The following is a 23394-nucleotide window of genomic DNA, read 5'->3' as shown; positions in this document are numbered from 1 at the left end:
TGTCTAACTGTTCATGAATTTTTACATGATAATTAATGAGTTATTTAAGTCTTGCATGCACCCAAAAAGTGCCAGGTGCAATTGTATGGTGCGCTTGATGCCGGATTTGGGTGGTGTGAGAAGACTGTTCTCTGGTGGATATAGGGGTTAAAATTGCTAGCAATAATATATAAGGGGGGCTTATGGGAACGCGTGCCCAGCTTGAGGTAAAGCGGATTATGGATCGGCTTGCCAGTGCTATTGTGGAGCACCGTTTGCCTCCGGGGACTCGGCTCACTGAGGCGAAGCTGGTAGAGGTGCTTGGTGCCAACCGCAATCATGTCCGCTCGGCACTACAGAAGCTGGCCTCGGAATATAAAGTCGTGACGATCTTTCCGAATCGCGGTGCCTGTGTTGCCCAACCGACCATCAAGGAAGCCAGGGATGTCTTCGCGGCCAGGATTGTGATTGAACGCGCAGTGGTGGAACTGGCCATCGACAATCTGACCGCTAAAAATCGCAACCGCCTGCTGAAACAGCTGGAAAAGGAGACCGGGGCGATAAAGTGCGGTGAGCGTCAGGAGATGATCAGGGAATCGGGTAATTTCCACCGGGTGCTGGCGCAGATTGCGGGCAATGAGGTGCTGGATGAGTTGCTGGCGGGGTTGATTACGCGCACATCATTGATTATTGCGCTCTACCAGGAAACGCCAAATGTGCAGTGCTCCATCGAAGAACATCAGGCATTGGTCGATGCGATTCTGGCGAAGGATTGTGACCGGGCGCGATATTTGATGGATGAGCATATGAAGACCATTCAGCGTTACCTGCTGCTTGATGAGCGGTCGGGTGATGTGGATCTCCAGGCCGTACTCGAAGAGTCTTAGAGCATCCTTTCCGTCCGTTGCTGCCGATATCGGTAAGTCGTATCTCCCAAGCACGCTCAGGATGAGGGTCACCCGCTGTTATCAGCATAAGAGCGTTGAGACTGCGCAAAAGGCGGGGCTGTCGTGTGACAACGCCTTTGCAATCATTACGCGGCGATCCGTATTCGCTCTGACATTTACACCCCGGTGGATGCTTAATAATAGTGGTTGTCGAACAAGGACTGCTATGCTTAAACATCAGGATGACCAAGGGATTCGGTGAGGAGCGGACGGATGGATTCAAGAGTGCCGCGGATGCACGCCATAGCGCTGTTTCTGGCATTGCTACTGACTGAACCGCGGTGGGTACTGGCCGAGCAAGTGCTGCGCGTCGGTGTCTATGAAAATCCCCCCAAAATAGCGTTGGATGCGGAGCAGAATCTGCCCTCCGGCATATTGGGCGACTTGCTGAGTGAAATAGCTCGGTACGAAGGGTGGCGTCTTGAACCGGTGCCCTGTGAATGGTCGGATTGCCTTAAAGGGCTCAGGGAAGGGCGGATCGATATTCTCCCCGACGTGGCTGAAAGCCCAGAGCGGCGGGCACAGTTTACATTTCATCAAATTCCCGCCTTGTATAGTTGGTCACAAGTATTTGCCAAAGAATCGACCCATTTGAACTCCCCTCTGGATCTGGCCGGGCGGCGGATCGCCGTTTTGAACGGTTCGGTGCAAGCCAAATACCTACGCAGTCTCGCAGAGGGGTTCGGCGTCGACATCAAATTGGAGGGGGTCAGCTCGTTCCGGGAAGCGTTCGAGCTGGTGGCCGCCGGTAAAGCCGAGGGCGCTGTCACTAACCAACAGTATGGCGAGTACAACGCCCATGATTTCGGTCTGGTGCAGACCCCTCTCATGTTTCAACCGGTAAAGCTATTTTATGTCACCCCTCGGGGGCAAAATTTAGGGGTGTTGCAGCGCATAGATGAAAGGCTGGGTGAGTGGAAGAATGAAGCTGATTCGCCCTATTACCATGTGCTGGGGCACTGGGGTGATCACTATCACGAACCCCAGATCCCGCTCGATCTATTGTGGGCTTTGGGTGTGCTGGCGGCTCTATTGTTATCGGCCGGCGTCGGTGTGGCCTTTCTCCGGCGCAAGGTGCGTCAGAAAACGCGGGATCTTGCGTCGAACGAGCTGCGCCTGAACACCATCATGTCCAATGTCGATGCCTATATCTATATCAAGGGCAAGGATTTCCGCTATCAGTACGTGAACTCCCGTGTTGCTCAGCTGCTTGGAATGCCGGAAGAGCAAATCTGCGGTTGCAGTGACGAACAGTTCTTCGACGCGGACACGGTGGAGCGAATACGCAGTCAGGATCAGCGCGTGCTGCTCTTTGGTGAAAGAGTGGTTGATGAAGTAGCGCAGCGACGACTTGACAGTGGGGAGGAACGAACGCATCTGGCTGTGAAACAGCCCTTACGGGACGAGCAGGGAGAAATTGTCGGGCTTGTTGGCGTGTCGACTGATATTACTGATCGCAAGCGCAGCGAAGCACAGATACATCAGTTGGCCTTCTATGACAGTCTGACCGGGCTGCCAAACCGTAACCTGCTGTTGGAGAGGCTGGATCATGCTTTGGCAAGTGCGTCCCGTTCCGGGGTGCCGGGCGCCGTCATGTTTATCGATCTGGATAAATTTCGTGACCTTAATGACTCCATTGGCCACGGTGCGGGTGACCAGTTGTTGTGTCTGGTGGCAGAGCGTCTGCAATTAAGGGTGCGTGAGGGCGATACACTTGCCCGCTTTGGCGGCGATGAGTTTGTTGTGATTATTGAAGGGTTGGACGAAGTGCAGGATCAGGCGTTGTTTCAAGCCGAGCATTTGGCTGAAGCGTTGCTGGAGCTTGTCAGCGAAGTGTTCGAATACGAGGGTAACGTGTATACGCCAACCGCCAGCATCGGCGTCGCCATGTTCGCCCGACAACGTCACACTGTCGATGACATGATCAAGTGGTCGGAGCTTGCGATGTATGAAGCCAAGGCAGCAGGGCGCAACAGCGTCCGCTTTTTCGACCCATCCATGCAGGCCCAGGTACGCTCACGAGCCCAACTTGAAGCAGGCATTCGACGGGGTCTCGAGCGGGGTGAGTTTGAGCTGCACTACCAGCCGCAGTACTGCGAGCAGGGTGATCTGATCGGTGTGGAATCTTTGCTGCGCTGGGGTCACCCCGATATGGGCATGATCTCGCCAGCCGAGTTTATCCCGGTTGCCGAGGCCAGCGGTTTGATACGCCCTCTTGGCCGGTGGGTCGTTGAAGAAGCCTGCCGCCAGTTGGTCTGTTGGTCTGGCGATTCCGTTTTGGGCGGTATACCGATTGCGGTGAATATCAGCGCCATGCAGATTCATCAGGACAACTTCGTGGATGAGATACTGTCGGCGCTGAATAAGACAGGCGCCGATGCTCGGCGATTAAAACTTGAGCTTACCGAGTCGATGCTGGTTCGCAACGTGGAGCAGACCATCGACAAGATGCGTCGGTTGCGCAAGCACGGCGTTGGTTTCTCGCTGGATGACTTTGGTACCGGTTTTTCCTCGCTCAGTTATCTGAAGCGGTTGCCGCTGGATCAGTTGAAGATAGATCAGAGTTTTGTCCGTGATCTTCTGGACGATGCGAACGATGCGGCCATTGTGCGCACGATAGTCGCATTAGGCGAGAGTCTGGATCTGTCTGTCATCGCCGAAGGGGTGGAAACACACGAGCAGCGCCAAGCCTTGCTTGAGTACGGCTGCCGCTATTTTCAGGGGTATCTCTTCGGTCGCCCCTTACCGGCCGAAGAGTTGCTTGCCAGCGTTCGGTGTTACAGCTGATCGCCTGACCGGATCAACGAGCTTTACTTCGCCCATATCGGTTCTTAAAACCCTATCTCATATCTCGACTGCCAGTCTCCCCTTTGGCGGGATGCATGTACATCCGGCTATCCACCAAAGGACAAGGTGTTTAGTTCTTTCTTACGGGGCTCCCGTGCACGGGGCTTTATAGAATGGACACAATCGATATCAATCGGAGACAGGCAACAAAGTCGTATGGTCGCCCAAAGGAGCTAAAAGCCAAACAAGGAGGTTGAGAAGGCCGTCTGAGTTGTTCTCTTTCTAATCCTCAGTTTTTTATCGGAATGGGCGCAGGTCTATGAAAATCAAATCAATTCAGCTGAAGATCGCCCTTATCGGGGCGGCCTGTCTGCTGCTGACGGCTGCGCTGTTGGTGGCTTACAGTATGTACAGCTTCTCTTCCACGCAAAGTCATGTATTTGACCGGGTAAGTGCTCAAACCACCTCGACCACGCTGGAAAATCTTCAAAACCTGGGCGGACATTACGCCGGCGAAGTACAGGAGAAATTCGATCTCGCACTGGATACCGCCCGCACCATGGCGGATACCTTTATCGTAGCGATCGAGGCGCGGGACAAGGGCGACGAAGGTTTGAATCTGGGGCGGCCTCAGGTCAACGACATACTGCTTCGGGTGTTAAAGAACAATCCGGAATTTAACGGCACCTACGCCTGCTGGGAACCGGATGCGCTTGACGGTGAAGATGCTTTTTCCCGATCTCTCGGTGCAGGCACCAACATCTCCACTGGCCGTTTCACACCCTATTGGACGCGCACCCGAGATGGCGATATCAACGTTCAGGCGCTGGTCGAGTATGACTCGGCCGAGAAACATCCCAACGGAGTAGCCAAGGGCGGCTGGTATCAAGGCCCCAAATCAACCGGCCGCGAGAGCATTATAGGCCCGCTGCCCTATGTCGTGCAGGGTAAGCAGGTGTGGTTGGCCACCATGTCGGTGCCGATCATGGTGAACGGGGAGTTCCTCGGCGTGGTGGGCACCGATTATGACCTCGATTTTGTGCAGGAGATCTCGCAGCGGGTTGACCGAGCGTTGTTTGATGGCCAGGGAGAAGTGGCCATTGTCACCGATCAGGGCTTGCTGATCGCCGAGAGTGAGGATCCGTCAGCGATTGGTGGGCACTTCAAGACGGTAATGGGTGACAAGTGGCAGGAGGGACTGGCGAAAATCAAAGAGAGCAGTAATTGGGTGGATCATGACCGAGAATCGGGTGTCATAACCGTCCTGTCGCCAATCACAATGGGGCGAACCGGACACGCCTGGTCAGTGATGCTTAAAATCGATGAGTCGGTGGTGCTGGCCTCCGCCCGGCAGTTGGAGACTGAGATGACGGCGCAGGGGCGCAGCAGCATGCTGATGCAGTCGGTGGTCGGTGTTGTCGTGTCGTTAATAGCTATTGCTGTTCTCTGGATTGCCGCCCGTTCTTTGGCCGCTCCGATTCGCAAGGCGGTCGCACTGGCCCGGACCATTGGTGCCGGAGACTTCTCACAGCGTATGGGGCATCAGGCCGATGATGAGGTGGGACAGCTATCGGCAGCGCTGGATCGGATGGCGGATAGCCTGCAGAAACAGGTGGGCGTGGCCGAGCGGATCTCCAACGGCGATTTGAATCTGAACGTGGATCTGGCGTCCGAAAACGACCAGCTGGGTAGGGCCCTACAGAGAATGGTGCGCAACCTTAACGAGCTGGTGTCGGACGTCAAAGTGTCATCGCAACTGATCCATGATAATGCAACACAGGTATCGGGATTGGCTCACAACATGTCAGAAGGGGTTGCAGCATCCGCCTCTTCGACAACACAGATTACTGCCGCAGTGACCGAGATGGCCGCTCAAATCACACAAAGTTCGCAGAATGCGGAGAGGGCCAGCCAGCTGTCGGCCAGTTCTGAATCGATGGCACAGAAAGGCAACGAGCTGATGCAGGTGCTCAATGTGGCGATGCACGAGATTGAGCAGTCGGGGCAGGATATCACCAACATCATCAAGACCATTGAGGAGATAGCCGAGCAGACCAACTTGCTGGCGCTGAATGCGGCAATCGAAGCTGCCCGTGCGGGCGAATATGGCCGAGGCTTCTCGGTTGTCGCCGATGAGGTGCGCAGTCTGGCAGCGCGCAGTGCAGAAGCAGCAGGGCGCACGGCCGAATTGATTCAGGCCTCCAACGAGCGCACATTGCGGGGAATGGAGCTGACTGATAGCACGTCCGGAGCACTGGCGGAGATTGTCACCGGAGTTGTCGAGGTTTCATCCTTGGTGGCCGAGATCGCCACGGCCTCGCAGGAGCAGGCGCAGGCAATCGAGCAGGTCAGCATAGGCCTGACGCAGATCGACGAAGTGACACAGCGTAACAGCGTCGGTGCCGACGAGTGTTCGGATGCGGCCTCGCAGATGACGACGCAGGCGGGCAACCTCGCCGGACTGATGTCGCGTTTTCAGGTTTCAGTCTGATCGGTCGTTGATATAAGAAAGCCGCTACCCCGTTTCAGTCGGTAGCGGCTTTTTCGTCCTTGGCGGCTGGCTCAGCAGCCGAACAGGAAGTTGCTGATCAGTTCTTTACCGCCTTCTGTTGCAAAGGACTCCGGATGGAACTGGATGCCGTGGATCGGGTATTCACGGTGTTTGACGCCCATAATCTCGAACCGACCACCCTGGTGTATGTGCGCGATATCGTCGAAGCTTTCACGGGGCAGGTCGCCCACCGCCGCCGTTACCTCAAGGCATTCTGGAAGTGACTCGGCCTCTGCGATCAGCGAGTGGTAACGCATGATTTCGAGCTGATCCGGCGTGTTCTTGAACACTCCCTCTCCATTGTGGCTGATCGGGCTGATCTTACCGTGCATCGGCAGCGGTGCCTTGACCACCTTGCCGCCGAACACATGCACAATGCCCTGCATGCCCAGGCATACCCCCAGCAGCGGAATAGTGGGGCCCAGCTCGCGTATGACCTCGGCGCAGACGCCGAAGTAGGCCGGATCATCCGGTGAACCAGGGCCCGGGGAGATGATCAGACGGTCAGGGTTAGCGGCGCGTACCTGCTCCAGCGATACCTGATTGTTGCGCTTGACCACGATGTCGAACGCGTCGATCTCGCCCTTGAGACGTGCAGTGGATAGGATTTCTCCGATGTACTGGTACAGGTTGTACGTAAAGGAGTCGTAGTTATCGATGATATAGACCTTCATGCCTCGGACTCCTGAATGAATGTATCGAGTACTTTCTTGGTGCCTGCGAACTTGCGCCGGATCTCCTCGTATTCGTCCTCCGGATTGGAGTCGTAGACGTTGCCGCCGCAGGTCTGTACGTAAGCATTTTCGCCATTGGCGAACACGGTACGGATCGGGATGGCAAAGGTACAGTCGCCGTTGAAGGAGAAGTGACCAACCGCGCCGCCGTAGGGGCCGCGGCCGTCAGATTCCAGATCGTCGATGATCTTCATCGCTTCGATCTTGGGTGCGCCCGTCAATGTGCCGGCGGGGAAGTTGCTGGCCAGGGCCGAAAACATGTCTTCGGTTTCGGCGATGATGCCGACAATCTCACTGGATATATGCTGCACATGACTGAAGCGTTTGATATCCATCAGGCTGCGCACCTTGACCGTGCCGAAGCGCGCCACGCGGCCGATATCATTGCGGTGCAGGTCGACGATCATATTGTGCTCGGCGATCTCCTTCGGGTCGTTGAGCAGGGCGCGGGCATACTGGGTATTCTCCACCTCATCCTTGCCGCGCTTGGTGGTACCGGCCAGCGGGAAGGTTTCCATCTCGCCCTGACGCAGGCGGAACAGCAGCTCGGGGCTCGCGCCGATCAGCTTCTGCTCACCGAACTTGACGTAATACATCTGCGGCGACGGGTTCACCTCGCGTAGCTGCTCGTAGATGGCGATGGTGTCGCCCTCAAGCTTGAAGCGCTTCTTGAAGCCAACCTCGCACTGGAAAATCTTGCCCTCGATGATGTCCTGCTTCACCTTCATCACCGCCGCTGCGTGCTCTTCCTGAGACATGGTCTCGCCCATCGGGGTGATGCGTAGCGGGCCGTTCTCCGCCGCCGGCTCGGCGAGGATCGACTCGATCAGCTCCATGCGGCTGTCGGTGTAGTAGAAATAGATCACCTCGCCGGTCATCTTGTCGAGGATCAGACCGTCCTTGAACACACCGAAGCGGAACACGTCGAACAGTTCACTGTGCTGCAGATTCAGCGTCGGCTCGAAGTAGTTCATGCAGTCGTAGCCGATATAACCGGTCAGGCCGCCTGCGTATTTCCGCGAGATGATGTCTTGCGGCACGATCTCGCGTAGCAGGTAGTAGGGGTTGTCGCTGGGGTAGGTTTCCCGGCTGCCGTCGCGCTGCTCGATATGAAGGGCGCCTTCGGTGGCATACAGGATCTGCTCCGGGTCGAAACCGATGATCGAATGGCGGGAGATGAAACTCTCCTCGCCGAGCGACTCAAGCATGAAGCAGTTATCGAAGCGTTTTTCTATCTTTTTGAACAGGCCGAAGAAGTCTGTGTCCGCTGTCAGCGTGACATAGTGCGGCTTGCGTGGCAGTTCGATTCTGGCGGGTTTGGTCATGGTATCTGGTATTCCCGGGTCAGGGTGTTTCCGATTTCAGGGCGCGTGATCCACGGGTGACCGTGGCGATGCCCACCCCGAGGCGGCGTGCAATCTCGCGTTGGGGAACGCCCTCTTCGAGCAGACGCAGGATCTGCAGGCGTTTGCATACCTCGGTTAACTCCGAAGGGGTCAGCAGTTCGCTCAGTGCCTTTTCCAGAGATGCGCGGTCACGCATTTCGAGCAGGTGATCAAGCAGTTCGTCGAGATAGGGTGTATTCATGTACTAGTACGCTATCACAAAAGGCCAGCCTGTCAATCAAAATTGTGTGATATCCCCCATATGTTTAATTTCAGACTGTTGGCGGGCCGATTTCGTACATTATTAGGCTAGCCCCTCGGGGACTAAGCCGTTCGATTTCCGGTGGGGAGGCGGTGTGGCTTAGGGGCGACTCATCCCCAGCAATACAAAACTGCCAATAGAGAAGATATGTTCAGCTAATAAAAAATGGTGGTGACAGGTTAGTGACAGCTTTATTTTTTATACTATCGAAACCTTTTATTAAGGTGGGGTAGTGTATTAATGGTCACAACAGTTATCGTTGGTAACTCACCGTTATTCAATATAAGTCTGAAAAAAATAATTTCAGAATTGTTCTGCGAAAATGTTTCCTTTAAAGAATATCCTGATGTTGAATCAGTGGCTTCTTTAGATAATGAAGCTTCTTTTGTTATTGCTTATGATGTTTTAAGAAGTCAAGATTATATGCGTCTTAACAAGAAAATTAGACGCCAAAAATCTACAATAATGCTCGTGTTTAAAGAAACACTTGGCTTGCAAGATAGAAAAAATTTGATGCGATCAAAGGTTGATTTTATTATTCCCATGAGAGCAGAAATTGAGTTAGTCACAGAAACTATTAAAAGTCTTTACGAGACAAAAGAAGTAAAAAATAAATTTATAATGTCTAAAAACTATTTGTCCTTGTTTAGAGGGGATGTTGTTGATTTAACAAAAAAAGAAATGAATGTTATGCTGAAAATATGCGAAGGTTATTCTAACGTTGAAATATCTAAAGAGATGGGCGTTTCAACCGGTGCCGTTAAAGCCACGATAACACGGGCTAGAAGAAAACTCAGAATTACTAGCCGTCATCAGACGTTAAACTTCTATGATGATCTTGTATCGAATTATCCATAGAGTATTAAATTTGATGCGGCCAATGCTGATAGTATGCGTATTATCCATTTGAAATGTTTTGTTTTGATGTTTCTAAGTAAGATAAATCCTATCAATGACCCCAGCAACAGGGCTGGAATAGATTGAATACTTATCTTTATTGTATCAGTGTTGATGTATCCTAGGGAAATTATGAGTGGTATTTTTCCTATGTCGATAAAAAGAAAACACCACGCTCTAGTGCTGACATAAGAGACTTTTTTAAGGTTTTGTTCTAGTAGTATTAAGCTTATAAAAGGGCCGCCAGCATTAGCAGTCATGGCTACAATACCGGCTATTAGCCCAGTTCCATGAATAGAGGATTTTCTTTTCATGAAATTAGTATTGTGATATTCAATCCAAAAACCAATCAATATCATAAATATAATCATGAAACCTATAAGCTTTGGTAGAAAATCTAAGCTCATATTGGCCATTAGTAGGCTGGCTAGTGTCATGCCAATCAACTGCGCGGGTATTATTTTAAGAATAACACCCCAATCGATATTGGTCCGGTAGCTAAGCACTACCATAACATCGGTGATCAAATAGATAGGTAGTAAAATACCTAAAACAGTGTGGGCTGGGAAGGTGGTGAGCAATATGGGGGCTATCAACATACCCATTCCGCCAACTGAGAACTTAGACAGTCCAGTAATCAGCGCAGCTATAGATAGAGTAAAAAACTCCATTCCCATAAGTCTTGGTACCCAAGAAAAAAGCTTTTAGAAATGATATTATTAATAAACAAAAAATAATAATAATATTGTTCTTTCATCATGATAGGTATTTTGAATAATGAAGATTGACCATGTTCGTGCTTTCATGGCGGTTGTTGAGTCAGGAAGCTTCAGAGCCGCAGCCGCTCAGCTGCATAAGACTCAACCAACTATCAGTTCATCGATACGGGTGCTGGAAGACAGCTATGACGTAAAACTGTTTGATCGGGAAAGCTACAGGCCAATTCTGACGCAAGAGGGGAAGGCTCTTTATAAGCAGGCGCGCCAATTAATGGGAGCAGTGGATGAGTTTCAGAAATTGGGCTCTTTATTAGCGAAAGGCACTAATCCGAAGCTTTCACTCTCATTGAGTGCAATGTGTACGCGACCGCCGCACTTAGACCGTATTCGTGAATTTTGTGATGAAACTCCTGATGTGGAGTTGAATATATCCACAGAACATCATTCGGGTATTCTGGAGCGCCTTATTTTGGGTGAGGCTGACCTCGCGATCGGTCCGAATCTGGGATTGAATGATAATTTTGAGTACGCGGATATTGGTGAGTTGTTAATGGTCACAGTTGCAGTGCCGGAGTATTTTCATGGAATGAGTCAGCGCACTATTTCACAAAAAGAGGCCCGCGAGCGTCCACACATATTGGTCGCAGATTCTGGTACCCATTCGCCGTTTGATCCTTTAAATGTATTGCCAGGTGAACGGAGGTGGCTGGTAAAAGACTATCATGTTAAAAAGGAGTTGCTGATGGCGGGTTTAGGCTGGGCGCGTATGCCTCAGTATATTGTGGACGAGGATCTCCACGCTGGACGTTTAGCTCGTTTATCTATAGAAGGATTTAATAGCACCAGTCTTCTCTCTATGTATTTAATCAAGTTAAAAGATCGTACTCTAAGTCAAACGGCAAAGATATTCTGGAAAAAAATGACAGATCAGGGATAAGATCTCATCGCCGAATCCCACTCGTCCAGAATAATCTGTTTTTTTGATTTATCGCTTATTGCCAATAGTGATAGGTCGAGGTAAATCGGTTTGAAGCGACTATCATCTATCTTAATGAGCGATGTTACTGTTTCGTAGCCTGGAATATCGTCACGTATAGGGTAAAGGCTGGATGCATCGGCCAGTATTCTTTGTCCCTCTTTGGAGAGAAGGAAGTCGATAAACAGTCGCGCGCTCTCCGGATTTCGGGCGCTTCTGGATATAAAGGCACTGCGCATGACCAATGTTGTGAAATCTTCCGGAAGAATAACCTGTAAGTCTGGGTATATCTTGGCCCAACTGTTTGCGTAAGAGCCGAGTACGTTGTAAGCAATGGTCAGCTCTTTGTCCTGCAGTGACTGCAGCATTGAAGCGCTGCTGGGAAACTGACGAGCTAGGCTATTGCCGAAGGCTTCCAAAAGGCGGCCGTAACTGGTTGTCTGCTGGCGGTCGTTGGCCCAGGTCAGGTAGCCAATGCCCACCCGCTCAATATCGAATGTGCCGATTCGACCTTTTAGGCTTTCGCTTTGGCGGCGCAGTAGGGTTAGCAGTTCTGAACGGCTTCTGGGTATATCGGTGCTCTCGAGCAACGTTTTATTGACAACGATGACGGCGGGTTCATAGGTGAAACCGAAAATTTCATTTCTCCAGTTTGCCCAGTGAGGCAGGCGTTCGGTCTCGGAGGAGAGGTAAGCTCGAGCGTAGCCATCATTGACCAGCTTGAATTGTAGGTCCATGGCGGAACTGAGCATCACATCCGGGCCATTGGGCTGAACGGCAAGAAATTTCTGATACAGCTTCAGCGTGTTCCCCTCTGTGTACTCGATGTCGATGTTGGGATACTTATGGTGAAAGGCCATCAGCAGAGGGCTGATTGCTGGATAGTCCGCGGCACCATAGATGATGAGTTTGGTGGAAGGTGAGGAGGTCGCTGGGATTTGGTAAAGGTTGGCTGCGTGTAGATTGGTGGCCAGCATTATCAGCAGTAGAACTAACTTACGCATTTTCCGACCTCTTAAAGTGGATCTCGACCACGAGTCCGTGAGGCGTGTTATCAAGTAGGTGGAGATCTGCACCGTGATGGTTGGCGATCTCCTTGGCGATTGATAGGCCCAGACCGCTTCCCGGCTTGGTGCTATCGGTTCCGCGGAAGAACTCTTCAAACACTTTTGGGCGCTCGTCCTCTGGTATGCCAGGTCCATTATCACTGACTGAAAGTACGATTGTGCCGTCTTCATGTCTTGAGATATTGGTCTCGACCAACCCATTGGCATCACTGTATTTGATCGCATTTTCGAGAATGTTGCGGATCATCTGTTTCAACGCGAATTGATCGCCGGTCAAATGAAACCGACCCTCCCCCAAGTAGGCTACCTCTATACCATTTAGCAGGGCGGGCACGGCAACATCGCGGCACACCTCTTTGACCAGTTCATCGAGTTGTACATCGCCAAAAACCTCACGCCGAAAGCGGTGCTCCAGCTCGGCCTGCATCAGTAGCTGGCTCACGGTTTCGCTCAGCAGGTCGCTGCTTTCGACCACGCGTTGCAACTGTTGGCGTCTGATCGTGCTGTCTTGTTCCTCCAGCGCATTTTGCGCTTGAGATTTAAGTCCAGCCAGAGGTGTGCGTATTTGGTGTGCGGCAATAGCCGTGAATTGCTTGAGTTTATCCAGTGTGCCGTTGAGCTGGGCCATGAAATGATTGATGGTTTTCACTAAGGGGGTTACTTCATCCGGTACTGAGAGATCAAGTGGTGTTAAGTCCACAGGTGAGCGGGAGCCGAGCTCTTTGTTGAGCGTTTTAAGCGGTAAGAGCATCATTTTAATAGCCAGCGAGACCACCAAAAGTGCAAGGACGAAAAAAAACGAGACAAACTGCAACGCTTTCCAACGAATCTCTGAAGCTAGCGCCTCTCGGGCTCGCACGGATTGGCCGAGCGTTATACGTATTCTTTTTTTAATCGCCACGTCATTTAACACCTGGTCCATGGTGATAAATCGTATGTTCTCGCCTCGATATTTTTGAGTGTAAAACCTGTAGTTGAAAGGTCCTATGCTCGTTTCCTCGCGAGGCCTGTCATTGCCTTCTGCATTAAAGGGAAGGTCGTTATAGCCCGTGATCAGTTCGCCGTCTTCATCGGTGACTGCGTAGAAAACTCGATCATCGGGTGCTAGCGCGAGCGTCTTAAATGCCGAGCGTGGCAAGTCGACCACTGCTACGCCGTTGATCAGGCTGATATTCTCTGCGATCTGTAGTGTGGCGCCGGCAAGAAGCCGGTCATAGGACAGGCGTGCGGCACGACGTCCGTAAAGATCGGCAGCCAAATAGCTTATCATTATCAGAATGACCAAGAGGGCGGTTGTGAGCTTGGTAAGCTGCTGTTTTATTGAAAAACTATTTTGCTTCATCTAAATCATTGAGTAGATAACCCAAGCCTCTGAGCGTTTTTATATCAACCGAACTTGATGCCAGTTTCTTTCTAAGCCGAGCAACGTATAGTTCAATCGCATTTGGGCTTGGTGATTCATCAAAGCTGTAGATGTGATTTAGAAGCTCATCCTTGCTTAAGACTCGGCCTGTGTGGGTCAGGAATATCTCAAGCAACCGAAACTCCCGCTGTTTTAGATCGACGAGTTCATTGTCAATGGAGACGGTGCAGGCGTTTCGATCCAGCACCAGATTGCCATAGGTGATCTGATCCCATGCGGGTCCCGACTTACGTCTGAGCAGCGCCCGGCAGCGGGCCTCCAGTTCTCCGAAGTCAAAGGGTTTGGTCAGATAATCGTCGGCACCGCAATCGAGCAGCGTAATCCTGTCTTCTACCTGATCTCGGGCGGTTAAAATCAGAACCGGGGTGTCCTTTTTCCTTTTTCTGAGGTTTTCCAGGACACGTCTACCGTCAAGGCCTGGCAGGTTCAAATCGAGTATGATCAGGTCGTAATCCTGTCGTTTCAGAATCTCATCTGCCTGATTGCCTGTCACAACCAAATCCGCACCATGGCCTTGCCGGGTTGCGCGCCTTGATAGTGCATCGCCCAGCGTTTCATCATCTTCGACTATTAGAATTCTCATTGTGTCTCTTCAGTAATATGTCGATATCGATCACATCCTGCCGTTCTTACTCATTCTAAACGCATCCTGAAAATTAACGTAAGAAGTTGTACTCATGCGGGGCTGGAAGTAGTTAATTCGTCCCCGTGACAGGTCTGTGACAGCTTTCTCATAGAGGATGAGTGCAAATGTATTCGGCTGTATACAATCAGGAGGCTGATAACAATATGGTTGATCTAAGAGCCAATTACGATGTGATTGTGGTGGGGGGGGGCAACGCAGCACTCTGTGCCGCGATTTCGGCTGCCGAAGCTGGAGCTCGTACACTGATACTGGAGGGGGCGCCCAAGGCGTACCGTGGTGGTAACTCACGCCATACCCGAAATTTTCGCTGTATGCACGGTGAGCCCATGGCTGTCTTAACCGACAGTTACAGCGAACAGGAGTATTTCGAGGATCTGATGAAGGTGACGCAAGGCAAGACGGATGAAAATCTTGCCAAGCTTGCGATCCGCAGCTCCGAAGAGTGCTATGCCTGGATGGTGGAGCATGGCGTGCGCTTCCAGCCCTCGCTGTCGGGTACGCTTTCTCTCTCGCGTACAAATGCGTTTTTCATGGGTGGGGGCAAGGCTTTGGTCAATGCTTACTATCGCACCGCTCAGAACCTGGGGGTTGATGTTCTTTACGAGGCGCAGGTGACCCATCTCGAGAGAGAAGGCGACCGGATCGTCAGCATCGACGTCACCTATCAGGGTGAACAGCACCGTTTGTCACCGCGAGCGGTTGTTGTTTCATCGGGCGGTTTTCAGGCGGATGTCGATTGGTTGGCTGATGCCTGGGGACCGGCGGCGAAGAATTTCCTGATCAGGGGAACGCCGTACAATCGAGGTGTTGTGCTCAAGGATCTTATTGGTCAAGAGCTGGAGTCCGTGGGTGACCCTACTCAGTGTCATGCGGTGGCAATCGATGGGCGCGCCCCAAAGTTTGACGGCGGCATCGTAACGCGACTGGATTGTGTCCCATTCTCGGTGGTGGTGAACAAGGAGGGTCAGCGCTTCTACGACGAGGGCGAGGATGTCTGGCCTAAGCGTTATGCGATCTGGGGTCGTCTGGTTGCGGCTCAGCCGGATCAGGTTGGCTATGTGATCATCGATTCGAAATCGCTGGAACTGTTCATGCCGTCGGTTTTCCCCCCGATCAAAGCGGATACCCTGGAGGAGTTGGCCGGTAAGCTCGATCTGCCGACTGTACAGCTGCAAGAGACGATTGATGGGTTTAACCAGGCCTGCACCGAAGGGCACTTCCATCCGACCGAGCTTGACGGTTTGGCCACTCAGGGGTTGACCCCACCGAAAAGCAATTGGGCGCGTCCGATCGATACGCCCCCTTACTACGGCTATACCCTGCGTACCGGCGTCACCTTTACCTATCTTGGACTGAAAGTGGATGAGTCAGCCCAAGTACAAGGCCGCACGGGCCCGATCGAGAACCTCTGGGCTGCAGGGGAAATTATGGCCGGTTCCATACTCGGTCAGGGATATCTCGCCGGTTTCGGTATGACAATTGGTACTGTATTCGGACGCATCGCAGGTCGGGAGGCTGCTCGCTATGCAAGCAATTGAGTTGGTTAATGTGGATGCCATTGGCGAGGCCCGTCGCCAGATTGAGATATGCAATGCCTGTCGTTACTGCGAGAGTTACTGTGCAGTGTTTCCGGCGGTGCACAGTAAACGTGCCTTCAGCGATGGCGATATTCAGCAGCTATCGAATCTTTGCCACAACTGCCGGGGTTGCTACTACGCCTGCCAGTACACCGCGCCGCATGAATTTGGCTTGAATCTGCCCAAGGCACTGGCCGAAGTCCGCCAAGAGAGCTGGGAGAGTCACACGCAGCCGGGGGGTATTGCCAAGCTATTTCATCGCAGTGGTGTCTCCCTGTCTCTGTTTGTTGTGTTGGCAGCTGCGTTGCTGGTATGGCTGATTCAGATAGCACCCAAGTCCTCTGGCGAAGGGTTCTATTCGCTCATGTCGCACAATGCCATGGTTATGCTGTTTGCTCCGGCATTTATCTTGCCGATTCTGCTCATCTTGCTGTCACTGCGGGGGTATTGGCGGACGATTGGTGGAGAGTCGATCAGGTGGCGCCATGTTGCTGGGGCATTTGGCAGCATCGCGAAGATGAAAAACCTCTCCGGCGGACATGGCGATGGGTGTAATTTCGAGGCGGAAGATGCGTTCTCGAACCGTCGCCGCCTATACCATCAGGCCACCATGTATGGTTTCCTGCTCTGTTTTGCCGCGACCTCGGTGGCGACGTTGATGCACTATGGGCTCGATATGCAGGCACCTTACGGGTTTTTCTCCTTGCCTAAGTTGTTCGGTATTTCTGGCGGTTTGCTGCTAAGCATCGGAACTTTGGGGTTGGCGAGCCTGAAACTGAAAGCGGATCGTGGGTTGGCGGACGCTCGAGTGTGGGGTGGGGAGATGGCCTTCGTGCTACTGCTGTTCGTCGTTAGCACCAGCGGGCTGGCGCTTTACTTCCTGCGTGAAACCAGCCTGTTGAATGAGCTGCTGGCGTTGCATTTGGGTGCAGTACTTGCGTTCTTCCTGTTGATGCCATTCTCTAAGATGGTGCATGGTTTCTTCCGCCTGGCAGCCCTGATTAGAGATGAGCAGTGCAAGGCTTAAGCAACACGAGTTGCACTTTCATACGTGTACCGGGCCGAAAGGCCCGGACCTTTATTGGGGAATCATAGCGGTATGACAACATCAGCGCGTAAGCCTCCTCTCGCCGCTGTTGCGTATGAGCGCATAATTGAAGCGATCCGCAGCGGAGCGCTTCAACCGGGTGGTCGGGTTGTCGAGACCGATCTTGCCAATTGGCTCGGAATCAGTCGAACACCGGTTCGAGAAGCGCTTCGACGTTTGGAGTCGGAGGGTTTGATCTGCTCTACGCCTCATCAAGGCATGACAATCGCCGCGTTGGATTACCAGGCGGTAATAGAGCTGTACCAGATGCGCGAGGTATTGGAGGCCAGCGCCGCGTCCTTGGCGGCGAAGCATGCTTCGGAGCCTGAGCTCTATACGCTTCGAGAGATTGTAAACCAGGAGCGAAATCAGGCAGATGACCCCGAGGCAAGAGCAAGGCTCAATGAGGCTTTCCATCAGACGCTGTATCGGGCGGCGCATAACCGCTATCTGCTTAAGGCGTTATCCGGATTTCGTGATTCGCTCACGTTGCTGGGGAGAACCACCTACGCGATAGAGGGAAGAAGCAACAGTGCGTTGGAAGAGCATGAAGAGCTGCTGAGCGCTATCGAGGCCCGAGACTCCGACATGGCCGAAGAAGCCGCCCGGCGGCATATACGCTCGGCGCAAAAAGCCCGTATCCGCATGATGACCGATCTGATCTAAAGAACATAATTCTCGCCACTCATTCAAGAGTCTGTTGCGTATCGGCCTTTCAGTGCCTCGATACGCACCATCTCCGCTTGCCCACATCATGACTGATTTGCGGCCTTTGACAGGCCGGTGACAGCTTTGGCCGTTAATTTTTGCTCGCTATAGAGCATAGATCCTGGCGTGAAGCCGGCGTGTAACCCTTCATGCACCAGCACTGATGCTCACTTGATAACTAAAACGACAACAGAGTGAGGTAGCTGCCATGCCGAATCAGACCGCAATCCCTTGCACCATTTTTCGTGGTGGCACGTCAAGAGGCCCCTATTTTTTAGCAAGTGACCTTCCAAAAGAGCGCGAGATTCAGGACCGCATTCTGACTGCCGCGATGGGTTCTGGAAATGCGATGCAGGTCAATGGCATCGGGGGCGGGCACACGCTGACCAGCAAGGTGGCGATCGTCGGTCCGTCCCAGCATCCCGAAGCCGATGTGGACTATCTGTTCGCCCAGGTGTCGGTCGAGGAACTCAGCGTCGATATAGGGCCGTCGTGTGGAAACATCCTCTCCGGTGTTGGCCCCTTTGCCATCGAAAAGGGGCTGGTTGCTGCGCAGGATGGTGAGACGGTGGTGCGAGTACGTAACGTGAATACCGACTCGCTGATCCATGTCGTCGTCAAGACGCCGGGCGGGGTTGTCGAGTACGAAGGGGATACCGTGATCGATGGGGTACCGGGGTCAGGTGCGCCCGTGATACTGAATTTCCTCGATGTGGCCGGGACTAAAACGGGCAAGCTGCTGCCGACCGGAAATGTACGTGATGAGTTTGATGGCATCGAAGTCAGCTGCGTCGATGCGGCGGTGCCGATGGTGCTGATTCCCGCCAAATCGCTCGGTAAGACTGGCGCGGAATCCAAGGCAGAGCTTGATTCGGATAGCGAACTTCTCGCCAGGATTGAGAAGATCCGCCGCGAAGCCGCGCTGAAGATGGGGCTTGGCGATGCAGCTGGAAAAGTGATCCCCAAGGTGGCACTGCTCTCGGAGCCTCGCAACGGCGGAGCGATTACCTCCCGTTATTTCGTGCCTCATAACTGCCACGCCTCCCATGCCGTAACTGGCGCGATATGCGTAGCGGCCTGTATCGCGGTGCCGGGCTCTGTCGCGAGGGATGTGGCGATTTGTCCCGAGGGAGAGCAGAAGTCAATTCGCATTGAACACCCCAGCGGCAAGATCGATGTGATTCTCGAAGTAGAAGGGCAGAACGCCGACAACCTGGAGTTGAAGCGGGCCGGGCTTGTGCGCACTGCACGCCTGCTGTTTTCAGGCCAGATCCATATCCCTGCCAGTGTATGGGCGCCTGACTCCACGCAGCCAGTTGAGGTTTGAGGCTGACTATCGGGTGACAGGTTACTGACAGCTTGGCTGGGTAGATTCGACTGTGAGTGCAGCCGCCGCCCCGTGAGATGGGGTTTCGCGCGGCAAAAAGATAATAACAAACCCCGAGGTAATATAATGAAAAGCAAGACATCCCCTTACTCGAAACTGATCAAAGGTGCGGCTTTGGGCGTGGCGTGCGGCGTTGGGCTTAGCGTGTCGGCCATGGCGCAGGCCGTTGATTTCTCAGGCGAGCGCGTTGAATTCATCATGCCGTTCAAAGAGGGGGGCGGTTCTGACACCTGGGCTCGCTTTTTCGCTCCGCTGATTTCCGAACAGCTGCCGGGGCAACCCGCTATCGTGGTCAAAAATATACCCGGTGGTGGTTCGACCAAAGGTGCCAACATCTTCCAGCAGCGTGCCGGCAACGACGGGCTGACCGTTCTGGGTACCTCCGGTTCTACTCAGTTCCCCTATCTGCTCGGCGATCCGCGCGTTAACTATGAGTACAAAGACTGGAAAGCTGTGCTCGCATCCCCCACTGGCGGGGTGTTCTATGTGAGCGCCGACCTTGGCATCAAATCGGCGGCGGATCTGGGCAAACTCAAAGGCGTAGAAGTCAAGTACGCCAGCCAGGGCGCGACCTCCCTCGACCTGATCCCGCTGCTGGCGATGGACATCATGGGCCTGGATGTGAACGCGATCTTCGGTATGAAGGGGCGCGGGGCTGGGCGCCTGGCATTTGAGCGTGGTGAGGTGAACGTCGATTACCAGACCTCCTCAGCGTACTTGACCAAGGTCCTGCCGTTGGTGGAAGAGGGTAAGGCGATTCCGATCATGAGCTGGGGTGTGTTGGATGAAGACGGCAACCTGCAGCGGGACCCGACTTTCCCTGACCTGCCTCACTTCGCCGAAGCCTATGAAATGATGAATGGCAAGAAGCCCTCCGGCGTCGAGTTCAAGGTCTGGAAAACCTTCTTTGCCGCTGGCTTTGCAGCGCAGAAAGGGCTGTTCCTGCCCAAAGAAACGCCTGACGAGGTCGTAGACGCCTGGACCGAAGCGGTCAAGAAGGCCGTAGCGACCGAGAGCTTCAAGGCGCGTAGCGAAGATGTGCTGGGAAGCTATCCCCAGGCGGTCGGTAAACAGGCGCAGAAAGCCTTTGCTGTGGCGCTGGATATCACCGATGGCGATAAAGAGTGGATCAGAAACTGGCTGACCGAAAAATACGGCACCCAGTTCTAACGAGTCGTCGAAGGGGGCTTCTCGGCCCCCTTTTTCGTTAATAACAAATCAAGGGTTTGGAAAATGGTTGAAGCATTCCTGACAGCCCTGGTGACAGTGTTTTCTGGCGTGCACCTGCTTTATCTGGCAGGTGGTGTCACCCTCGGTCTTGCAATTGGTATATTTCCTGGGCTTGGCGGGATTGCCGGTCTATCACTTCTTCTGCCCTTTCTGTACGGAATGGAGCCGACGTCTGCGCTGGCGATGTTGATCGGCTTGGTCGCGGTCATCCCGACCTCCGATACCTTTACCTCTGTGCTAATGGGCATTCCGGGATCCAGTGGCTCTCAGGCGACGGTGCTCGACGGCTTTCCACTGGCGAAAAAAGGTGAAGCGGCACGTGCACTTGGTGCTGCCTTTGCGGCTTCGCTGTTTGGTGGCTTATTCGGTGCTGCAGTATTGACGGCATTCGTGCTGATTGCTCGGCCGGTAATCCTGGCCTTCGGCTCCGCCGAGCTGTTTATGCTGACGCTGCTTGGTCTGAGTATGGTCGGCGTGTTGGCCGGCAACAGTCTGGTCAAGGGTCTTAGCGCCTGTGGTCTTGGCTTGCTCCTCGGCAGTGTCGGTGGTGCGCCAGCAACCGGCGAGTTCCGTATGACGTTCGGTAACTTTTACCTGATGGACGGTATACCTTTGGTTGTCGTCGGTCTGGGTATCTTTGCGCTGCCTGAAATTATTGACTTGCTGCGACAGAACCGCGCCATCTCCGAGGCGTCTGAACTTGGTAGCGGGTGGCTCGACGGTGTTAAAGATCTTGTTCGCCATAAGTGGCTTGCGTTCCGCTGTGCGGTTATCGGCTGCATCGTCGGTGCGCTGCCAGGTCTGGGCGGTAGTGTTGTTGACTGGATCGCTTACGGTCACGCGGTTCAAACCTCCAAGGACAGAGAAAACTTCGGCTCTGGCGATATCCGTGGGGTATTGGCACCGGAATCATCCAATAACGCTAAAGAAGGCGGCGGTCTGATTCCGACACTGCTGTTCGGTATTCCAGGCTCCGGCAGCATGGCGGTTTTCCTGGGCGGTATGGTCTTGATCGGGCTCGAACCTGGCCCATCAATGGTTGGTAATAACTTGGATATTACCTACACCATCGTTTGGTCGCTGGCACTGGCTAACGTACTCGGTGCAGGTGCATGTCTGTTGCTGTCAAAATGGGTCGCCAAACTTACCACCATTCCCTATGCGCTGATGGCGCCGTTCATGATCACGGTGATCTGTTTTGCGGCGTTTCAGGCTACCCGCGACCTGAATGACTTGATCTCCCTGGTTGCGATCGGCGTTCTCGGGGTGCTGATGAAAAGGTTCGGTTGGCCGCGCCCTGCGTTCCTGATCGGATTTGTGCTTGCCAGTGGTATGGAAACCTACCTTTATCAGGCGCTCCAGTTCGACGGCATTGGGTTTCTCACTAAGCCGGGTGTGTTGATCATCGGTGTACTGATTGCACTGTCGATCTTCTTCGCTGTACGCCATATCGCCAAAAGCAAAGAAGAGCCGGCGGTAAAAACTGATGTGGACGATCCCTCTGTGCCTGAGAACCGCACACCGCAAATTCTGTTTGCAGGGGCTATTTGGCTGGCGTTCGCCTTCGGGTTGTACGATGCCATGCAAAGAACCCTGCTTGGCGGTGTTTTCACGGCCGGGGTGTGTGGAGTGATGTTGGTTCTAACCAGTGTTGTCATCTTCAAACTGGTGAAGGGCGATATCAATGATACCGTGAACTTTGATGGCGAGGTGGCTGAAGGCTACGCATTCGACCGTAGCGTCGCGAGCATGTTGCACTATGTGTACTGGCTGGTCGGTCTGGTCGTCGCGTGCTATCTGTTCGGTTACGTCATTTCCACGGCATTGTTCTTCGCACTATTCCTGCTGGTTAAAGCAAGAGCCTCCATATTGAAGACAAGTGTACTGACCGTTAGTGCATTGGCTTTCATGCTGGCGCTGGCACATGTGATGGTGCTGGAGCTGCCACGCGGCTTGCTTCAGGATGCGGTCAACATGCCTTGGCCGCTGGGTTGAGGTACAGGAGAGCTTAAATGATGAATCCTAAAACGTTACTGATGCCGCTCTCGAGCAGCGGGCAGGTAAAGGAACGATTACAGGGTGCGCTCGCGATCGCCCAGTATTTCGAAGCCCACTTGGATGTCATGCATGCGCAGGTGAGTCCGCGACGTTTCTTTCCGGATGACCGTATCTCACTGGCAGTGCCGGCTGAGCTACTTCATCAATTGGAGGCATTGGCAACCAAGTCTACCGAGCATGAATCGGTCGCTATGAGGTCGATGTTTGCAGAGCTCTGTAAGTCAGCATCTGTCGAGTTGATCAGCGCCGGTCGTGTTGATGGCCCCTCTGCAACTTGGCTTGATGTAACAGGGCTGCGCAGTGAGATGGTTGCAGAGCGAGGGAAGGTCAGCGATATGCTGGTGATTCCCCAGCCTCGCTCAGGCGTTCCGACCTCCACTTTTGAGTCGGCGCTGATGCGCAGCGGTAAGCCGGTCATGCTGATGCCCCGTGAGCAGACATGTTTTCGCGCTGAGCGAGTGGCCATTGCGTGGAATGGCAGCACGGAGGTTTCGCGCGCGGTCAGTGCGGCACTGCCGATTTTGAAACGGGCTCAGGAGGTTCATGTCCTGACTGAGCGGGACGCCCGAGCGTTCAAGCCCGATGTTCAAGATCTGCTGGTATATCTGGAACGGCATGATATAGACGCGGTACATAAGACGTTCGACAGCCGCCATAAATCAGCGGGCGAGGCGATCATCGATACGCTGCATGACGAGGGCTATGACTTGCTGGTTATGGGAGCCTATACCCACCGTCGGGTACATGAGCAAGTATTCGGTGGGGTTACGAGTTACGTCGTGGGCCACGCCAGGATACCGGTATTGATGATGCACTGACCCTATCTTGTTACTCGGTTATCAGTCGAGTGCTTTGGGCGATACCGTGAAAACGGTATCGCCTTTTTTTATATTGAAGCACTGACCTTTCCCCCTGAATTAGCACCATGACCTCGATGAGATTTCCATTTACTCTACGGAGATGGAGATCTCGAC

19 protein-coding genes are annotated in these 23394 nt (G+C 53.2%); 12 read left to right on the top strand and 7 right to left on the bottom strand.

Annotation, left to right across the window (positions count from 1 at the left end; all coding sequences use genetic code 11):
- The first annotated feature begins 182 nt into the window (after positions 1-182).
- From ADIMK_RS20670 to ADIMK_RS20660, 3 genes are all read left to right on the top strand, one after another.
- A complete protein-coding gene (locus ADIMK_RS20670) occupies positions 183-866 on the top strand; it encodes a GntR family transcriptional regulator (protein ID WP_036192331.1) in 684 nt (227 codons plus the stop codon).
- Positions 867-1139: 273 nt separating this feature from the next.
- The gene (locus ADIMK_RS20665; RefSeq protein WP_231517111.1) at positions 1140-3713 is read left to right on the top strand and encodes an EAL domain-containing protein; all 2574 of its coding nucleotides are present in this window, start codon (positions 1140-1142) and stop codon (positions 3711-3713) included.
- Between the two features lie 319 nt (positions 3714-4032).
- Positions 4033-6204, top strand: coding sequence for a methyl-accepting chemotaxis protein (locus ADIMK_RS20660; RefSeq protein WP_036192329.1), 2172 nt, complete (start codon positions 4033-4035; stop codon positions 6202-6204).
- 71 nt (positions 6205-6275) lie between these two features.
- On the opposite strand, the gene ADIMK_RS20655 is transcribed toward ADIMK_RS20660, so the two are convergent.
- The 3 genes from ADIMK_RS20655 to ADIMK_RS20645 are packed head-to-tail and all read right to left on the bottom strand — an operon-like array spanning position 6276 to position 8585.
- Positions 6276-6938 (bottom strand): anthranilate synthase component II, encoded by a 663-nt coding sequence (locus ADIMK_RS20655; RefSeq protein WP_036192327.1) that lies wholly within the window; start codon positions 6936-6938, stop codon positions 6276-6278.
- On the bottom strand, positions 6935-8323 hold the full coding sequence (locus ADIMK_RS20650; RefSeq protein WP_036192325.1) for an anthranilate synthase component I family protein: 1389 nt from the start codon (positions 8321-8323) through the stop codon (positions 6935-6937). Before ADIMK_RS20650 ends, ADIMK_RS20655 begins: the two co-directional genes overlap by 4 nt.
- A 19-nt stretch (positions 8324-8342) precedes the next feature.
- Positions 8343-8585 (bottom strand): Trp family transcriptional regulator, encoded by a 243-nt coding sequence (locus ADIMK_RS20645; protein ID WP_036192323.1) that lies wholly within the window; start codon positions 8583-8585, stop codon positions 8343-8345.
- A 300-nt stretch (positions 8586-8885) separates the two neighbouring features.
- Between ADIMK_RS20645 and ADIMK_RS20640 the strand changes: the two genes are divergently transcribed.
- A complete protein-coding gene (locus ADIMK_RS20640; protein ID WP_036192321.1) occupies positions 8886-9503 on the top strand; it encodes a helix-turn-helix domain-containing protein in 618 nt (205 codons plus the stop codon).
- Here the strand turns inward: ADIMK_RS20640 and ADIMK_RS20635 are convergent.
- Entirely contained in the window at positions 9494-10213 is a 720-nt protein-coding gene (locus tag ADIMK_RS20635; protein WP_036192319.1) for a sulfite exporter TauE/SafE family protein, read from the bottom strand. The genes ADIMK_RS20640 and ADIMK_RS20635 overlap by 10 nt on opposite strands.
- 106 nt (positions 10214-10319) lie before the next feature.
- Here ADIMK_RS20635 and ADIMK_RS20630 point away from each other — a divergent pair, with 106 nt between their 5' ends.
- Complete coding sequence (locus ADIMK_RS20630; protein WP_036192317.1) at positions 10320-11198, top strand: LysR family transcriptional regulator; 879 nt, start codon at positions 10320-10322, stop codon at positions 11196-11198.
- Here the strand turns inward: ADIMK_RS20630 and ADIMK_RS20625 are convergent.
- The 3 genes from ADIMK_RS20625 to ADIMK_RS20615 are packed head-to-tail and all read right to left on the bottom strand — an operon-like array spanning position 11189 to position 14310.
- On the bottom strand, positions 11189-12241 hold the full coding sequence (locus ADIMK_RS20625; RefSeq protein ID WP_036192315.1) for an ABC transporter substrate-binding protein: 1053 nt from the start codon (positions 12239-12241) through the stop codon (positions 11189-11191). The genes ADIMK_RS20630 and ADIMK_RS20625 overlap by 10 nt on opposite strands.
- Positions 12234-13646: a sensor histidine kinase gene (locus ADIMK_RS20620; protein WP_036192312.1), complete on the bottom strand. Its 1413-nt coding sequence runs from the start codon at positions 13644-13646 to the stop codon at positions 12234-12236. Before ADIMK_RS20620 ends, ADIMK_RS20625 begins: the two co-directional genes overlap by 8 nt.
- Positions 13633-14310, bottom strand: coding sequence for a response regulator transcription factor (locus ADIMK_RS20615; protein ID WP_036192309.1), 678 nt, complete (start codon positions 14308-14310; stop codon positions 13633-13635). Before ADIMK_RS20615 ends, ADIMK_RS20620 begins: the two co-directional genes overlap by 14 nt.
- 206 nt (positions 14311-14516) lie before the next feature.
- On the opposite strand from ADIMK_RS20615, the gene tcuA reads away from it, so the two are divergent.
- The 7 genes from tcuA (at position 14517) to ADIMK_RS20580 (ending at position 23238) form a co-directional block, all read left to right on the top strand.
- Positions 14517-15911 (top strand): FAD-dependent tricarballylate dehydrogenase TcuA, encoded by a 1395-nt coding sequence (tcuA, locus tag ADIMK_RS20610; protein WP_036192484.1) that lies wholly within the window; start codon positions 14517-14519, stop codon positions 15909-15911.
- Positions 15898-16977, top strand: coding sequence for a tricarballylate utilization 4Fe-4S protein TcuB (tcuB, locus tag ADIMK_RS20605; protein ID WP_036192306.1), 1080 nt, complete (start codon positions 15898-15900; stop codon positions 16975-16977). Before tcuA ends, tcuB begins: the two co-directional genes overlap by 14 nt.
- A 72-nt stretch (positions 16978-17049) precedes the next feature.
- On the top strand, positions 17050-17703 hold the full coding sequence (locus tag ADIMK_RS20600) for a GntR family transcriptional regulator (RefSeq protein ID WP_036192302.1): 654 nt from the start codon (positions 17050-17052) through the stop codon (positions 17701-17703).
- A gap of 250 nt (positions 17704-17953) precedes the next feature.
- Complete coding sequence (locus ADIMK_RS20595) at positions 17954-19072, top strand: 4-oxalomesaconate tautomerase (protein WP_036192299.1); 1119 nt, start codon at positions 17954-17956, stop codon at positions 19070-19072.
- 126 nt (positions 19073-19198) lie between these two features.
- On the top strand, positions 19199-20302 hold the full coding sequence (locus ADIMK_RS20590; protein WP_036192296.1) for a Bug family tripartite tricarboxylate transporter substrate binding protein: 1104 nt from the start codon (positions 19199-19201) through the stop codon (positions 20300-20302).
- A gap of 63 nt (positions 20303-20365) precedes the next feature.
- The gene (locus ADIMK_RS20585; protein ID WP_036192293.1) at positions 20366-22357 is read left to right on the top strand and encodes a tripartite tricarboxylate transporter permease; all 1992 of its coding nucleotides are present in this window, start codon (positions 20366-20368) and stop codon (positions 22355-22357) included.
- 17 nt (positions 22358-22374) lie between these two features.
- Entirely contained in the window at positions 22375-23238 is an 864-nt protein-coding gene (locus tag ADIMK_RS20580; protein ID WP_036192290.1) for a universal stress protein, read from the top strand.
- Positions 23239-23394: the final 156 nt, after the last annotated feature.

The organism is Marinobacterium lacunae (assembly GCF_000705555.1).
GTDB classification, from domain to species: domain Bacteria; phylum Pseudomonadota; class Gammaproteobacteria; order Pseudomonadales; family Balneatricaceae; genus Marinobacterium_D; species Marinobacterium_D lacunae.
The sequence above is the reverse complement of the archived record's forward strand: the minus strand, read 5'-3'. Positions and strand labels throughout refer to the sequence as shown.

What these genes read in the sequence shown, in the direction of transcription:
- ADIMK_RS20670 (WP_036192331.1), top strand. Translation starts at nt 183, where the DNA reads ATGGGAACGCGTGCCCAGCTTGAGGTAAAGCGGATTATGGATCGGCTT.
- ADIMK_RS20665 (WP_231517111.1), top strand. Translation starts at nt 1,140, where the DNA reads ATGGATTCAAGAGTGCCGCGGATGCACGCCATAGCGCTGTTTCTGGCA.
- ADIMK_RS20660 (WP_036192329.1), top strand. Translation starts at nt 4,033, where the DNA reads ATGAAAATCAAATCAATTCAGCTGAAGATCGCCCTTATCGGGGCGGCC.
- ADIMK_RS20655 (WP_036192327.1), bottom strand. Translation starts at nt 6,938, where the DNA reads ATGAAGGTCTATATCATCGATAACTACGACTCCTTTACGTACAACCTG.
- ADIMK_RS20650 (WP_036192325.1), bottom strand. Translation starts at nt 8,323, where the DNA reads ATGACCAAACCCGCCAGAATCGAACTGCCACGCAAGCCGCACTATGTC.
- ADIMK_RS20645 (WP_036192323.1), bottom strand. Translation starts at nt 8,585, where the DNA reads ATGAATACACCCTATCTCGACGAACTGCTTGATCACCTGCTCGAAATG.
- ADIMK_RS20640 (WP_036192321.1), top strand. Translation starts at nt 8,886, where the DNA reads ATGGTCACAACAGTTATCGTTGGTAACTCACCGTTATTCAATATAAGT.
- ADIMK_RS20635 (WP_036192319.1), bottom strand. Translation starts at nt 10,213, where the DNA reads ATGGAGTTTTTTACTCTATCTATAGCTGCGCTGATTACTGGACTGTCT.
- ADIMK_RS20630 (WP_036192317.1), top strand. Translation starts at nt 10,320, where the DNA reads ATGAAGATTGACCATGTTCGTGCTTTCATGGCGGTTGTTGAGTCAGGA.
- ADIMK_RS20625 (WP_036192315.1), bottom strand. Translation starts at nt 12,241, where the DNA reads ATGCGTAAGTTAGTTCTACTGCTGATAATGCTGGCCACCAATCTACAC.
- ADIMK_RS20620 (WP_036192312.1), bottom strand. Translation starts at nt 13,646, where the DNA reads ATGAAGCAAAATAGTTTTTCAATAAAACAGCAGCTTACCAAGCTCACA.
- ADIMK_RS20615 (WP_036192309.1), bottom strand. Translation starts at nt 14,310, where the DNA reads ATGAGAATTCTAATAGTCGAAGATGATGAAACGCTGGGCGATGCACTA.
- tcuA (WP_036192484.1), top strand. Translation starts at nt 14,517, where the DNA reads ATGGTTGATCTAAGAGCCAATTACGATGTGATTGTGGTGGGGGGGGGC.
- tcuB (WP_036192306.1), top strand. Translation starts at nt 15,898, where the DNA reads ATGCAAGCAATTGAGTTGGTTAATGTGGATGCCATTGGCGAGGCCCGT.
- ADIMK_RS20600 (WP_036192302.1), top strand. Translation starts at nt 17,050, where the DNA reads ATGACAACATCAGCGCGTAAGCCTCCTCTCGCCGCTGTTGCGTATGAG.
- ADIMK_RS20595 (WP_036192299.1), top strand. Translation starts at nt 17,954, where the DNA reads ATGCCGAATCAGACCGCAATCCCTTGCACCATTTTTCGTGGTGGCACG.
- ADIMK_RS20590 (WP_036192296.1), top strand. Translation starts at nt 19,199, where the DNA reads ATGAAAAGCAAGACATCCCCTTACTCGAAACTGATCAAAGGTGCGGCT.
- ADIMK_RS20585 (WP_036192293.1), top strand. Translation starts at nt 20,366, where the DNA reads ATGGTTGAAGCATTCCTGACAGCCCTGGTGACAGTGTTTTCTGGCGTG.
- ADIMK_RS20580 (WP_036192290.1), top strand. Translation starts at nt 22,375, where the DNA reads ATGATGAATCCTAAAACGTTACTGATGCCGCTCTCGAGCAGCGGGCAG.